Source organism: Affinirhizobium lemnae (assembly GCF_022968395.1).
Classification (GTDB): Bacteria; Pseudomonadota; Alphaproteobacteria; order Rhizobiales; family Rhizobiaceae; genus Neorhizobium; species Neorhizobium lemnae.
In genome coordinates, this window is the sequence record NZ_JALJQZ010000002.1 from 12,089 (window position 1) to 24,983 (window position 12,895).

The 12,895-nt window shown below is 59.4% G+C and carries 14 protein-coding genes and 1 tRNA gene; 5 read left to right on the forward strand and 10 right to left on the reverse strand.

Annotated elements, in window-relative coordinates; translation table 11 throughout:
- The first annotated feature begins 167 nt into the window (after positions 1 to 167).
- The gene (locus tag MUU53_RS01360) at positions 168 to 1,337 is read left to right on the forward strand and encodes an aminotransferase (protein WP_247259448.1); all 1,170 of its coding nucleotides are present in this window, start codon (positions 168 to 170) and stop codon (positions 1,335 to 1,337) included.
- 59 nt (positions 1,338 to 1,396) lie between these two features.
- Here the strand turns inward: MUU53_RS01360 and MUU53_RS01365 are convergent, their stop codons facing one another.
- The 5 genes from MUU53_RS01365 to MUU53_RS01385 form a co-directional block, all read right to left on the reverse strand.
- Complete coding sequence (locus MUU53_RS01365) at positions 1,397 to 1,972, reverse strand: DUF2076 domain-containing protein (RefSeq protein ID WP_247259266.1); 576 nt, start codon at positions 1,970 to 1,972, stop codon at positions 1,397 to 1,399.
- Between the two features lie 34 nt (positions 1,973 to 2,006).
- Positions 2,007 to 2,717, reverse strand: coding sequence for a Bax inhibitor-1/YccA family protein (locus tag MUU53_RS01370; RefSeq protein ID WP_062556198.1), 711 nt, complete (start codon positions 2,715 to 2,717; stop codon positions 2,007 to 2,009).
- 29 nt (positions 2,718 to 2,746) lie between these two features.
- Positions 2,747 to 3,520, reverse strand: a complete 774-nt coding sequence (locus MUU53_RS01375; protein ID WP_247259267.1) for an anti-sigma factor family protein — start codon at positions 3,518 to 3,520, stop codon at positions 2,747 to 2,749.
- Complete coding sequence (locus MUU53_RS01380; protein WP_062556196.1) at positions 3,507 to 4,055, reverse strand: sigma-70 family RNA polymerase sigma factor; 549 nt, start codon at positions 4,053 to 4,055, stop codon at positions 3,507 to 3,509. Before MUU53_RS01380 ends, MUU53_RS01375 begins: the two co-directional genes overlap by 14 nt.
- A gap of 63 nt (positions 4,056 to 4,118) precedes the next feature.
- The gene (locus MUU53_RS01385) at positions 4,119 to 5,303 is read right to left on the reverse strand and encodes a citrate synthase family protein (RefSeq protein WP_247259268.1); all 1,185 of its coding nucleotides are present in this window, start codon (positions 5,301 to 5,303) and stop codon (positions 4,119 to 4,121) included.
- Between the two features lie 97 nt (positions 5,304 to 5,400).
- On the opposite strand from MUU53_RS01385, the gene MUU53_RS01390 reads away from it, so the two are divergent.
- The 4 genes from MUU53_RS01390 (at position 5,401) to MUU53_RS01400 (ending at position 7,955) form a co-directional block, all read left to right on the forward strand.
- Positions 5,401 to 6,516, forward strand: a complete 1,116-nt coding sequence (locus MUU53_RS01390; protein WP_247259269.1) for a citrate synthase/methylcitrate synthase — start codon at positions 5,401 to 5,403, stop codon at positions 6,514 to 6,516.
- Between the two features lie 103 nt (positions 6,517 to 6,619).
- Positions 6,620 to 6,742: a hypothetical protein gene (locus MUU53_RS23155; RefSeq protein WP_281360845.1), complete on the forward strand. Its 123-nt coding sequence runs from the start codon at positions 6,620 to 6,622 to the stop codon at positions 6,740 to 6,742.
- A gap of 308 nt (positions 6,743 to 7,050) precedes the next feature.
- Positions 7,051 to 7,500 (forward strand): Panacea domain-containing protein, encoded by a 450-nt coding sequence (locus tag MUU53_RS01395; protein WP_247259270.1) that lies wholly within the window; start codon positions 7,051 to 7,053, stop codon positions 7,498 to 7,500.
- On the forward strand, positions 7,500 to 7,955 hold the full coding sequence (locus MUU53_RS01400; protein ID WP_247259271.1) for a hypothetical protein: 456 nt from the start codon (positions 7,500 to 7,502) through the stop codon (positions 7,953 to 7,955). Before MUU53_RS01395 ends, MUU53_RS01400 begins: the two co-directional genes overlap by 1 nt.
- A 30-nt stretch (positions 7,956 to 7,985) precedes the next feature.
- Here MUU53_RS01400 and nadC read toward each other — a convergent pair whose 3' ends face one another.
- From nadC to MUU53_RS01425, 5 genes are all read right to left on the reverse strand, one after another.
- Positions 7,986 to 8,843 (reverse strand): carboxylating nicotinate-nucleotide diphosphorylase, encoded by an 858-nt coding sequence (gene nadC / locus MUU53_RS01405; RefSeq protein WP_247259272.1) that lies wholly within the window; start codon positions 8,841 to 8,843, stop codon positions 7,986 to 7,988.
- A 15-nt stretch (positions 8,844 to 8,858) separates the two neighbouring features.
- Positions 8,859 to 10,394: an L-aspartate oxidase gene (locus tag MUU53_RS01410; protein ID WP_247259273.1), complete on the reverse strand. Its 1,536-nt coding sequence runs from the start codon at positions 10,392 to 10,394 to the stop codon at positions 8,859 to 8,861.
- Positions 10,391 to 11,365: a quinolinate synthase NadA gene (gene nadA, locus MUU53_RS01415; RefSeq protein ID WP_247259274.1), complete on the reverse strand. Its 975-nt coding sequence runs from the start codon at positions 11,363 to 11,365 to the stop codon at positions 10,391 to 10,393. The genes MUU53_RS01410 and nadA overlap by 4 nt, the downstream gene beginning before the upstream one ends.
- Positions 11,366 to 11,432: 67 nt before the next feature.
- Positions 11,433 to 12,365: an NUDIX hydrolase gene (locus MUU53_RS01420; protein WP_247259275.1), complete on the reverse strand. Its 933-nt coding sequence runs from the start codon at positions 12,363 to 12,365 to the stop codon at positions 11,433 to 11,435.
- 397 nt (positions 12,366 to 12,762) lie between these two features.
- A tRNA-Gly gene (locus tag MUU53_RS01425) sits at positions 12,763 to 12,837 on the reverse strand.
- Positions 12,838 to 12,895 lie beyond the last annotated feature (58 nt).

The window sequence follows — 12,895 nt, forward strand, 5'->3', positions numbered from 1 at the left end:
GACCACAATCCCGATTGCTGCTGTAAAAATGGGCGACGGACTATCCTGCCTTCGCTTTCAGCAATATCGAACGAAAAGATCTTCTAAATCAATTGACATTTTGGCGTTGAGCCATGCTGGTGCTGGCCAGAGAGTCTGAACTGAGATTGCTGAACACCATGTCATCCGTGCCCGCCTTCAACCCTTTGATCGAACAGATTTCACCTCCGCCAGTACCCTCCGTGCAGGCCTGGGCGCGGGCCTATGATGGTGCAAAAGGTCCACTGATTGACCTGTCGCAGGCGGTACCGGGCTATCCTACGCACCCGAAAATGCTTCAGCTTCTGGGCGAAGCGGCATCCTCGCGCGCCTCGACCGGCTACGGCCCAATCGAGGGCGATGGTGTTTTGCGGGAGGCTTACGCTGCGCATGTCAGCGAGGTTTACGGGGCGTCTCTCTCGCCGGGACATGTGCACATCACGTCCGGCTGCAACCAGGCCTTCATCTGCGCAATCATGGCTGTTGCTGGTGCAGGCGATACCGTCCTGATGACCAATCCCTACTATTTCAACCACCAGACCACGCTCGCCATGCTGGGGATCGCAACCAAGCTTGTCGAGTGCCGGGCGGAGAACGGCTTCCTCCCGACGGCGGCGGATATCGAGGCGCAGATTGGTCCGGATGTAAAGGCGCTTGCTCTCGTTTCACCCAATAATCCGACGGGTGCCATTTATCCGCCCGAGTTGTTGGCCGAGATTGCGGATCTCTGCCATTCCCGTGGTATCTGGCTGATCCTCGATGAAACCTATCGGGATTTTCTGCCCTCAGCCGGTGCCGCACCCCATGCGCTTTTCTCACGTCCGGACTGGGAAAGTTCCATCGTCTCGCTCTACAGTTTCTCAAAGAGCTTCTGTATCCCCGGCCATCGGCTCGGTGCCATCACGGCTGGTCCCGCTTTCATCGCGCAGGTGGCGAAGGTCATGGATAATCTGCAGATCTGTGCGCCGCGCGCGGGTCAGGCTGCCGTGGCTACCGCGTTGCCGCTTCTTGCCGATTGGCGGGAGGAGAACAGACAGGAAATTCTGAGACGCGCAAGGGCCCTGTCCTACGTCATGCACAGCGTTTCGGACTGGAAGCTCGATGCGTTGGGGGCCTATTTCGCCTTCGTGCGGCACCCTTTCGAAGGTATGCAATCGGCACAGGTCGCTGAAGCGCTCGCCAAAAGGGCTGGTGTTTCTTGCATTCCAGGCAGCTATTTCGGGCCCGGTCAGGAGCAGTATCTACGCTTTGCCGTTGCCAATGCCGATGTGGACGGGCTCACGATGCTGGCTCAAAGGTTGAGCGGTTTCACGCTATAAAAATGCCCGGACCTTTCAGTCCGGGCAAGTTCAAGTCCGTCTATCAAGAGGGATAGAAATCAGAACTGCATGTCTTCTTCCATGCCTGCATCATCTGCCGGTTCCTCGGTGGGAGTTTCGGCTGCCTGCGCCTCGTCGCCGCCAATCATGCCGGCAATGGCGTTACCTAGAAGCACGCCGCCAGCCACGCCCATGGCTGTCTGTGCAGCACCGGCGAGGAAGCCGCCGCCACGGGCCGGTTGCGCGTGACCATAGCCCTGCTGCTGGCCACCCCAGGGATTGCCGGGGTTGCGGGGGCCAGCCTGCATGCCACCTGGCATCATGCCCTGATGCGATGCTTGCGGTGCAGTGCGTGCGGGCTGCGAACTGCCGAACAGGCTGGAGAAGAAGCCGCCGCCCGACGCAGGGCGGGACGAAAGCTGGTATTCCAGCTCCTCGATCCGCCGCTGCGCCTGGTCTAGCGCCTGTTCCTGCACAACGATCGTCTGCGCCATGAAATAGGGTGCTCCGGGCTGGCTGGCGATGCGATCACGAATGAAGGCATCCGCTTCCGCATCGCGTGGTCCGGACTGGCTTTCCACGTGGGAAAGCTTGCCGAACAAACCCTCGATCGCCTGGCGGTCGTTGTAGTCCATTGTAGAGTTCCTCCTTGAGGTTGTTTGGACTTGGTTACTCTTCGCGCTGACCCGTAAGGCTCAGCAGAAGCTGGAAGATGTTGACGAAGTTCAGGTAGAGCGAGAGAGCGCCGAACACGGCAAGCTTCTGCTGGCTTTCCTGGTCGAAGTTTTCGGCATACTGCTCCTTGATGTTCTGGGTGTCCCAGGCAGTCAGGCCGACGAAGACGATGATGCCGATAACGGAGACAGCAAACTGTAGCGCGCTGGAGCCGAGGAAGATGTTGACGATCGAGGCGATCATCACACCGATCAGACCCATGATCAGGAACGAACCGAACTTTGCCAAATCACGCTTCGTCACATAGCCGTAGAGGCTGGTTGCGCCGAACATGGTGGCGGCGATAAAGAAGGTGCGTGCGATGCTGGCGCCGGTGAACACGAGGAACACGGAAGCGAGCGACAGGCCCATGACGGCACAGAAGGCCCAGAAGGTCATTTGCGCGGCGGAGGCCGACATCGTCTGCAGCTTGAAGGAGAAGAAGAAGACGAAGGCGAGCGGGGCCAGCATCACCACCCACTTCAGCGGGCTGGAGAAGATCGGCACGTACAGGGCAGGCGTCGTGCCGACGATGAAGGCAACGATACCGGTGATGATGAGGCCGAGGCCCATATAGTTGTAAACGCGCAGCATGTGCTTGCGCAGTCCCTCGTCAAAGGCGGCCTGGGACTGGATGGCCGGATTGTATCCAAAACGCGGATTCATGGCTTACTCCTGTTGGTTGTTCTTCATGTTCAGTAGAGAGAGCGGGCAAGGCGCTCCGCCTCCTGGTTGAGGCGGGAGGCATCCTGCCGCTCCGAAACCAGCGCATAGGCCACTTCGCCAATCTGCCAGTAGGAGGCTTGCGTGCCGCCTTCTCGGGCCTGCGCCACCTGCTGCACGGCAAAAAAGCCGGGACGCACGGCAAAGAGCGAAAGCTTCCTCTCTTCTTCATCCGTCAGCGACATCTCGACGCTCGGACCGAAGGCGGATGGGAAAATCTGCACGTCGCTGACCTTCCACTCCTTCGGGATCTGCGGGATCACAATGGCGGTTGCCGAGCGGATTTCCGCCGCATCGTAGCGCGACGAGCCTGCCTGGGAGGGCATTGTTTCCCGCAGCTGCGAAGTATCATGCGCCCGTATGGCCTCTTCCACGAAGGCCGGTGCCGGGGTGGAAGCCTCTACCTTGGAAATGGTCAGCGGGCCGTAATGCTGGCTCAGCATCCATCCTGCCGCCACCAGCGCCACCGTTGCCGCCATTCGCTGAAACGTGCGCAGGTAGGCACCTCGCGAAAGGGCAGATTGAAGGCGGCGTGCAGCCTCCCGCGTTTCGGCCCGACCATGGTTACGCCCGCTCGACAAAGCCAGGCGAAGTTCGCCACGGATCGCCAGATCCGCCATGACGCGCGCGGCCACATCCGGGTTTTCCGACAGATAGGATTCAACCTCGATCCGACGGCTGGCTGTCAGCTGGTCGTCGATATAGGCTTCGAGATCGGAACTCTGGATCGGGTCAACGGGTGTCATCGCGGCCCCCTTCAATTAGTCTCAGGTGATTGGCATCCAGCGGCTTGCGGCCGCTTTCTTCGAACTCCCGCAGGCGCTGGCGTGCGCGGGAAATGCGCGACATCAGCGTGCCGACGGGAATGGACAGCGCATTGGCGGCTTCCTGGTAGGAAAGCCCTTCAATGGCCACCAGATGCAGCGCATCGCGCTGCTCTTCCGGCAAAGCAAAGAAGGCTTCCCGCAACTGCTTCAGCCGGATGGATTGATCCGGGTCCGGATGATGCGCGGTTTCCGCCACCTCGGCTGCTGCATTGTGCCGGTTGTCCGTCGAACGCTGACGGCGCAGCCGGTCGATATGCGTGTTGTGAACGATGGAGAGCAGCCAGTTGCGCAGGTTGCCGCCGGTGCGGAATGTCGATTTCTTCTCGTAGGCGCGCACCAATGCATCATGCACCAGATCTTCCGCATCGTCCGCGTTGCGAACGAGCGAACGGGCATAACGCCGAAGCGTTGCCAGCTGGTTTAGAACATCGAACGGGTTTCTCTTGTCGCTCATGCCCCAATATACGCAGCGGCAATGAAATTTATTCCGAAGCGGATGCGATTTTTTTCGCAGTGCTTACGAAATTTCCGGGCCGACATAGCGAGCGCGGGGACGAATGAGCTTCTCATCCTGCCGCTGTTCGAGCGCGTGGGCAATCCAGCCCACGGTTCTGGCAATGGCGAAAAGCGCCAGGGCGGAACCGCGCGGAAGCCTGAGGCTGCGCCGCAGGGCCACCAGCGCCACATCGCAGGTGGGCAGCTGGCCCGCCGTTTCCAGCATGACCCGCAGAAGATCGTCTCTCAAAGGATCGGCAGGCAGATGCGGCAAAAGGGCAGCCGCGCGCGGATCGCCATTGGGGTAAAGCGGGTGGTGGAAGGCAGGAATGCTTTCGCCCCGCCGCAAACGCTCCTCCACCACCTGCTCCGCATTGCCCACCCGTTCCAGCTCATCGAACAGCAGTTCCACAAGGCTGGTCATGCCGCCATGCATGGGGCCGCTCAGGGCGGAAAGCCCGGCATTAAGGCAGGCACCGAGGGATGTACCGGTAGAAGCGACAACCCGCACGGCAAAGGCGGAGGCGTTCAGCTCATGATCGGCCTGAAGAACGAGAGCTCGCCGTATCAGATCGGCCTCTTTATCATCTAAGCCCCAGTGTTCTGCGAGAAACAGATGGAGAGGTTTGATACTTGACTGAGCATTGACGGACGCTGCCGCAATGCCGCGCAAAAGGGCGCTCGCACTGGGCCATAGGCGACGGTTGTCCCGCTTCCAGGCGGTCATGCGGCCTGCATCCAGAAAAGGCAGCAGAGTCTGGCAGCGTTCCGTCAGTGGCAGAGGCTCGGTCAGCGCCAGAAGCTCCGGCTCCCAGGCATTCGGCTGCGCCTTCGTATCTTCAAAGGGATCGAACTCACCGCACTGCCAGAGAAGGCGAGCCACATCTTCCAGCGCAGCACTTTCCGCGAGTTCCACCGCATCCTGCCCGCGATAGGCCAGACGGGCATCGGAAATCCGCGTAATGGAGGATGTCAGCACCGGCAGGCCCCAATCCAGAGCCTGCGCTGCCGCCTCCTTCGGCTTGCGGCCCACGCTCTTGCGCTTCTTCAGTGCCTCGATGTCATGCACGCTGTAGAGCCTGCGGCGTGGATCATCCGCCGTTCCACTCGTTTGAACCAGGCCGCGGCTCACATAGGCGTAAAGCGTGGCGCGGCTTATGCCGAGTTCGGCGGCGGCGGCATCGGCGGTGATGAACTTGTCGGCCATGATAAATATTCTGACATTGATTATATCGATCAAGATTGACCATATAGTTGCACTGCAACATCCTCAAGGCAATTCGATATGTTTGAGGAGTAGAGAGATGACGATCAACGCTGTTGCACAAACCCTTGCAGGTCAGTCGGTTGCTGCGGGTCTGGATGATGTCGTGGCGGCGGAAACCCGCCTCAGCCATGTGGATGGGCAGGCGGGTGAACTCATCATCAGCGGTTTTCATCTTCATCAGCTTGCTGACTGGTCCTTCGAGCAGGTGCTGGAACTCTTGTGGCGCGACCTGACACCGGAGCCAATGGATGCGGCTCGCATACGGGAGGCTCTCGGCAAGGCGCGGGTGCGGGCGCACACGCTGATGCAGCCGCTTCTGCCGGGTCTCGCCCACCTCAACGCGGTCGAACGCTTGCGCCTTCTGCTCTCTGCCCTACCAGATGAGGAACACCTGCCGCATCACGTCATGGCGGTTGGCGCGGTGCCGGTTTTCACGGCGGCCATTGCGCGGCAAGCATCGGGCCTCAAACCCATCGCGCCGGATGCCTCCCTCTCGCATGCGGAGGATTTTCTCAAGCTCCTGCGCAATGAAATGCCCACGAGCGACAAGGTTACAGCGCTCGACACCTATCTCGCCACCGTGTCGGATCACGGTCTGAACGCCTCCACCTTCACGGCGCGGGTCATTGCTTCGACCAAGGCCGGAATGTTCTCTTCCGTCGTTGGTGGGCTCTGTGCTCTGAAAGGGCCTCTGCATGGCGGCGCGCCGGGGCCGGTTCTCGATATGCTGGACGCTATCGGCACGGAGAAGAACATCCGGCCCTGGCTGACAGATACGCTGGCACGCGGCGAGAGGCTGATGGGCTTCGGGCACCGCATCTACCGCGTGCGCGATCCACGCGCCAATGTGCTGAAGGGTGCTGTCTCGAGGCTCAAGGAGGGATCAGAGCGCATCGGTTTTGCGGGCAAGGTGGAGGCTGTTGCACTGGAACTTCTGAAGGAAAAGAAGCCGCTTCGCCCGCTGCAAACCAATGTGGAGTTCTACACAGCCCTGGTGCTGGAAGCGGTCGGCTTCCCGCGTGAAAGCTTCACGAACGTGTTTGCCGCTGGCCGCATGGCAGGCTGGACGGCCCATGTGCTGGAGCAGGAACAGACCGGCCGCCTCATTCGCCCGCAATCGCGTTACATCGGGCAAAGGGCGGGGAGCTTCTAGGCTTCCCTACCGTCCTGGATTTGATATGCGTCAACATGGCCAATGTCGAAGGCTGATGTTTCGGGCTACTGGTCCGCGTACTCAATAGTGCAGAGATATGCGCATGCAATCCGCCTCTGTCTGGGATTGGTTCCCTTACGTCTTCTTTCCGTTCAAGATCCTCGTTCTTGGCATCGGCATGTTCTACGCCATCAAATGGCACCACGATCAGGCGAAGAAGAAGTAATAGCAAGTTCTCGAGGGGTAATATGACCTGCGATGGCTTGGGCGCTGTTGAAGGTCCATGTGCTGGAGCAAGAACAGACCTGCCGCCGCATTCGCCGGCAATCGCGTTATGTGGGCAGAGGGCGGACTGAAAGAGAGTAGTCCATATGAGTTCTTCGCAATATGTGTCCTGATACTTCAAAGGGTATATGAAAGGTGTTAGAGGTGAACGGCTGCGGACGCATATCGTTCGTGTTGAATGGTGATTTGAAGTGTTCACCATGTACACCATATAAATCGATAAACTGCGATCTTGAACAGGAGGGTTAGATGTACGACGCACGACAGATAGCCAACTGGTTCGTTGAACGGGCGAAACGCGATGGTCGGGTATTGTCTATCATGCAGCTTCTAAAGCTGGTTTACATTTCTCATGGTTGGCATCTTGAAATGCGCAAGGCACCTTTAATCTATAATAAAATTGAAGCCTGGAAGTATGGGCCTGTAATACCCGATGTTTATAACGCCTTCCGCGTACAAGGTATTGATGCCGTTTCTGAGGTTGCTGTCCCGCAGGCACCGATTGCGCCTCACGACGATAATCTGCTAGAGCAGATTTACAGAATTTATGGACATATGACCGCCATGAGGCTTTCAGATCTAACCCATGAGCCAAATGGTCCTTGGGACATGTCAACAAGGCGATGGGGTTACTTCGCGCCGATCCCGAATGACCTCATTCAAGCTCATTACGAATTTAAACGGGCAAATCCCCGGTAATGGCTAGCGACCTCCCTGTTGAATTGCCTGTCGATACTGCGCCAACTGATTCGCAAGAGTTGGTCGGGCTCAAAAAGCGTTTGAACGAGATAGAGTCCCGCTTAGAAGCGACGTCCCTAGATGCCGATGCCCATCAACGCATTCTTGTAATTCGCGAGATCCGTCAGCGTATCTTGATGCGCTATATGGCAGTGTCGATAGCTATTCTTGTGATTGTAGGTATGTCAGTTATGTCGTATCACGTCTTTAAGCAATTGCTTGTGGGTCCCGTCGTGTTCGTTCCGGGCCTAGTAATGGTGAGCCTATTTGTTGCTCCGCTTCTTTCGATAAGCGCTATAACAATCATGCTAATGATTGGTGCGTTTAGGCGTTTTAAAGATGAGGATATGGACAACGTGAATGTGCCAAGCTTGATGGCAGAGGCGATCAAAACCGTGGCTACTCCCTCGAACTGATTTATTGTATCGGCGTCCGCCCATGTCTTCTCACCCATTCGCCTGCCAATCCAGCCCGATATCGAGTGTCGGGGCGCTGTGGGTGATCCAGCCGACGGAGAGAAGATCGACGCCGCTTTCGGCAATGGCGCGGGCGGTGTGGGGTGTGATGCCGCCGGAGGCTTCGGTGAGTGCGCGGCCATCCACCAGCGCCACGGCTTGCGCAAGCTGCGCAGACGTCATGTTGTCGAGCAGCACGGCATCGACGCCTTCGTCCAGCACCTCACGCAGCTGATCGAGCGTATCCACCTCGATCTCGATCTTAACCATGTGGCCTGCGGCGGCCTTGGCGCTGTGGATCGCGGCTCTCACGCCGCCTGCAATGGCGATGTGATTGTCCTTGATGAGGATGGCGTCATAAAGCGCGAAGCGGTGGTTGATGCCGCCGCCCGCCCGCACGGCGTATTTTTCCAGCGCCCGCAGGCCCGGTGTCGTCTTGCGTGTGCAGGCAAGCTTTGCCTTGGTGCCCGAAATCGTATCGACGATGGAGCGCGTGACGCTCGCCACGCCGGAAAGATGCCCCATGAAGTTCAGAGCCGTGCGCTCCGCCGTTAGAAGCGCATGGGATGAACCTTCGACGGTCGCAATCAGCGTGCCGGGTTCCAGCCGCTCACCGTCCTTTACATGGCTTAGCATGCGAATGGTGGGGTCGATGAGTTCGAAGGCGAGCGCTGCCACATCCACGCCCGCAAGGCACCCGGCCTGACGGGCGCGAAATTCCAGCCGCGAGCGGTGGCCTGCCGGTACGACGGCGGCGGAGGTAATGTCACCCGCAGCGCCCAGATCTTCCTGAAGCGCCAGACGAACAGCCGGTTCGAATACCGGGCGGGGCAGGGGGGCAAGCTGCATTGTGAAAACCTTGTCTCAGGCGGTGAGTGGTAGCGGTGCGTTTTCTAGCGTCCGCGTGCGTTCGATGATTTCGGGCAGGGTGAGGAACTGGCGGGTTGGTTGGTCCGAGGTTTGCGGAAAATCCGTCCGCGCATGGGCACCACGCGATTCCCGCCGGTTGAGCGCGAAGGCGGCGATAGCAAGTGCAACAAGCGCAGCATCCGAACCCTGTGCCAGCGCCAGTGGCCGGAGCTGGTGGAGCGCCTGCTTCAATCCCGTCTCATGCCGCAGCACGCCGAGGCTGCGCGAGACCAATCCGCGAAGATTTGCATCGGGTGGTGCCACGCGCCGGGCCTCCAGCGGTTCCAGATAGGCCGGTGCCGGATGCGGCGGGGTGCGGGCGATGTCTCCTGCCGCTACAAGTCCCATCACCGTTGCTTCCAGCAGCGAGTTGCTGGCCAGCCTGTTTGCGCCATGCAGGCCGGTTGCCGCCACTTCGCCCACGGCCCACAGACCTTCCACGCTGGTGCGTCCGGCGAGATCGGTTGCCACGCCACCCATGTGGTAGTGAACAGCGGGGCGGACGGGGATTGCCTCCCGTGCAGGATTGATACCGGCCTCATGGCAGAGGGCTGTAATGCCGGGGAAACGGGCCGCGAAGCGATTTCCCAGGGCTGGCCGCGCATCGAGAAACACGCGCCCGCCACGGGCAATTTCCGCGCTGATGGCACGCGCCACCACGTCGCGCGGGGCAAGTTCAGCACCCGGCACGTCGGCCATGAAGCGCTCGCCCCGTTCGTTGCGCAGTTCCGCACCTTCGCCGCGCACCGCCTCGCTGATGAGAGCAAGCGGCGTGCGCGGGCTGGCAAGTGCGGTGGGGTGGAACTGAACGAATTCCATATCGGCAAGCGTGGCACCGGCGCGCGCGGCAAGCGCAATGCCCTGGCCAAAATTGCCGGTTGGATTGGTCGTTGCCTCGTAAAGCCCGCCAATGCCGCCGGTTGCCAGCACCACGGTGCTGCCGAGGAGCGTTTCGGTTGAACCGCCAGCGGAAATTTCCACGCCCACAACCCGGCCTTCCGCCACCAGCAGGCGCTGCGCTTGCGCTCCTGTCATCACGGTTATGGAAGGCGTATCCAGCACCTGTCGGATCAAGGCATTGACGACGGAAGCTCCGGAGGCATCGCCGCTGGCATGCACAATACGACGACGGCAATGGGCGGCTTCGAGCCCGAGCGAGAATTCGCCATCTGACGTTCTGTCGAATTGCACCCCCTGACGTTCCAGCCAGTGGATGGCATCGGCAGCACGGGTGAGAATGAAGCGTGCCGCCTCTTCGTCCACCAAACCATCGCCAGCGGCCAGCGTATCAGAGAGATGAAGCTCTGCGCTGTCATCAGGGCCGACGGCTGCGGCAATGCCCCCTTGCGCCCAGGCGCTGGAGGTCTGCTGCCCAAGACCTGCCTTGGTGATCAGCAGAACCTTGCGCGGTGCCATTGCCAGGGCTGTCGTCAGGCCCGCAATGCCGCTGCCAACGACGATGACCGGAAGGTCTGGGCTTTGCGTGCTCATTTCACGGCCAGCATACGCTCGACCGCAAGGCGCGCCTTGTCCGCGACCGCCGGGTCCACGGTCACCTCATGCGTGCCGGTTTCCAGCGCCTCGCGAATATTGGCAAGCGTGATGCGCTTCATGTGCGGGCAGAGATTGCAGGGGCGTATGAATTCCACATCCGGGTTGTTGGCCGCCACATTGTCGCTCATGGAGCATTCGGTCAGAAGTACCACGCGCGGCGGCTTCTCTTTGGCGATATAATCGGACATCACAGCGGTCGATCCGGCAAAATCCGCTTCCAGCACCACCTCTGGCGGACATTCCGGGTGGGCAAGCACGATAACGCCCGGATGCGCCTCGCGCAGGTCGCGAATATCTTGCGGCGTGAAAAGCTGGTGAACCTCGCAGTGGCCCTTCCAGGCAATCAGTTCGACATGGGTTTGTCGGGCCACGTTCTGCGCCAGATATTCATCCGGCAACATCAGGACTTTCGGAACGCCGAGTGATTCCACCACTTCCTTGGCATTGCCGGAGGTGCAGCAGATATCGGAAGCGGCTTTTACGGCAGCCGATGTGTTCACATAGGTCACGACGGGAACGCCCGGATGTGCCTGTCGCAAAAGGGCGATATCTTCCGGCTTGATGGAATCGGCCAGCGAACAGCCAGCCCGCATATCCGGGATCAGAACAGTCTTCGACGGGTTCAGCAGCTTGGCGGTTTCCGCCATGAAATGCACGCCCGCCAGAACGATGATATCGGCATCGACGTCCATGGCCTTGCGGGCCAGCGCCAGACTATCGCCTACGATATCTGCCACGCCGTGGAAGATTTCGGGCGTCTGATAGTTGTGCGCCAGAATGACCGCGTTCTTCGTGCGTTTCAATTCAAGGATGGCTCCAACGTCGGCCTCATGCGCCATCCATTCGGCCTTGGGCATGATCCGGCTGACCCGCTCATACAGCGTAGAAACGGAAACGGGAGAATTCATCGCGACCTCCTTTATACTCGACTTGAGTATATCGCGGGCGCAGAGATATTCTCATTTGGAGTTTATGTCAATTGCGGGAGATGGGAAGTTTCGAGCCGGAAAAAGCACGCTCTTCCAGAACCGCATGGCGGTAGCGGAAAAGCTTGGCAGGGCGTCCACCGGTCTCGCTGGTTACGTCACCGGTTTCCTCTATGAGGTCTTGCGAATCGATCAGGCGGCGGAAGTTTGGTTTATGCAGGGTAAGGCCCGCCAAGGCCTCCACGGTGCGCTGTAATTGCAGCAGAGTGAAGCTTTCCGGCATGAGTTCAAAGACAACGGGGCGATATTTGATCTTGGCACGCAGACGGGCAATGCCGGTGGCGAGAATGCGACGATGATCGGCAAACATGGACCGGCCGGTTGCAACGAATTCTTCGCCGCCTGATTCGGCAACCACCCCCGCCTCATACATCAGCTCGTAGCGTTGAAGCGTCAGGTCTTCGTTCCAGGCGGCGCCGTGCAGCCCGAAGGCAAATTCAATACGGCGGCGGCGATGGTCTCGGCGGGAGGTGTCCCGTTCCGCCCAGCGTTGCAGATGTTCCGCGATTGCTTGCAGGGAATCAGGTGCGCCCTTGCGGTGGTCTTCCCATGGAAAATACTCATACCAGCCGTGCCAGCCCGGTTTTCCGGCACCGGGCGCTGCCTGTTCGCGCACAAGGCCCAGATAGCTGATGGAAATGGTGCGCGAGTAGCCCGTGTCCTGGGTGCGGTCACGGTCTGCAAAGGTATAGAGCTGTTCGAGATAGCCAACGGGATGGCCCGTCTGGTCGCCCACCCATTCGCGAAGTCCTGCCTGAAGGCTGCGATGTGCAAGCTCAAACGGACCGGAGGGCAGGGCGTCACCAGACCGAATCGTCATCACGCGCGGCTCATCACCAGTGACGGCGGCAAGCACGGCAATCAGCTCGGCATGGGCAAGTCCGGTCGGCACGAAAAACCTCAAGGCAAAATGAACCGTCATTCAACGGCAGTCGTCATCTTGGGTCAGAAGAGAGCTTACGTTGATTAGGGTGAGGACCTCATCATATTTTTGAAATGGCGCGATGAACGGCAAAGATATGCAAGGAGAAGCACGCATGGATGGGTTCCAGACCCATTCAAGGGCTTCGACACAGCAGATCGAAGCCGTTCACGCGTTCTTCGAATGTGGGCGATCCGGCGATCTACATCGTTGAAAAGCCTCGCCGATACTTTAGTATCGCCTGCGTTTTTCGCCTCGTATCTCATCCGGATCGCCTCACACCATTTCAACAAGATGATGGGGTCCTCACCCTACAGGTTCAGCAGTTTGGAGCAAATAGCAAAGTCCCCGCTCAGGCGGAGGTCCAATTCAATCTTATTTTAACCTATGAGAGGATTGGAGCGGGCGAAGGGATTCGAACCCTCGACCCCAACCTTGGCAAGGTTGTGCTCTACCCCTGAGCTACACCCGCTCACCAATTCAACAGCCTGGGGTAGATCGCTAGGCCGTTGGTCGCTGTCTTGCGGCGA

What these genes read in the sequence shown, in the direction of transcription:
- MUU53_RS01400 (WP_247259271.1), top strand. Translation starts at nt 7,500, where the DNA reads ATGGCTAGCGACCTCCCTGTTGAATTGCCTGTCGATACTGCGCCAACT.
- MUU53_RS01375 (WP_247259267.1), bottom strand. Translation starts at nt 3,520, where the DNA reads ATGACACCCGTTGACCCGATCCAGAGTTCCGATCTCGAAGCCTATATC.
- nadC (WP_247259272.1), bottom strand. Translation starts at nt 8,843, where the DNA reads ATGCAGCTTGCCCCCCTGCCCCGCCCGGTATTCGAACCGGCTGTTCGT.
- MUU53_RS01420 (WP_247259275.1), bottom strand. Translation starts at nt 12,365, where the DNA reads ATGACGGTTCATTTTGCCTTGAGGTTTTTCGTGCCGACCGGACTTGCC.
- MUU53_RS01380 (WP_062556196.1), bottom strand. Translation starts at nt 4,055, where the DNA reads ATGAGCGACAAGAGAAACCCGTTCGATGTTCTAAACCAGCTGGCAACG.
- MUU53_RS01365 (WP_247259266.1), bottom strand. Translation starts at nt 1,972, where the DNA reads ATGGACTACAACGACCGCCAGGCGATCGAGGGTTTGTTCGGCAAGCTT.
- nadA (WP_247259274.1), bottom strand. Translation starts at nt 11,365, where the DNA reads ATGAATTCTCCCGTTTCCGTTTCTACGCTGTATGAGCGGGTCAGCCGG.
- MUU53_RS01370 (WP_062556198.1), bottom strand. Translation starts at nt 2,717, where the DNA reads ATGAATCCGCGTTTTGGATACAATCCGGCCATCCAGTCCCAGGCCGCC.
- MUU53_RS23155 (WP_281360845.1), top strand. Translation starts at nt 6,620, where the DNA reads ATGCAATCCGCCTCTGTCTGGGATTGGTTCCCTTACGTCTTCTTTCCG.
- MUU53_RS01410 (WP_247259273.1), bottom strand. Translation starts at nt 10,394, where the DNA reads ATGAGCACGCAAAGCCCAGACCTTCCGGTCATCGTCGTTGGCAGCGGC.
- MUU53_RS01385 (WP_247259268.1), bottom strand. Translation starts at nt 5,303, where the DNA reads ATGGCCGACAAGTTCATCACCGCCGATGCCGCCGCCGCCGAACTCGGC.
- MUU53_RS01395 (WP_247259270.1), top strand. Translation starts at nt 7,051, where the DNA reads ATGTACGACGCACGACAGATAGCCAACTGGTTCGTTGAACGGGCGAAA.
- MUU53_RS01390 (WP_247259269.1), top strand. Translation starts at nt 5,401, where the DNA reads ATGACGATCAACGCTGTTGCACAAACCCTTGCAGGTCAGTCGGTTGCT.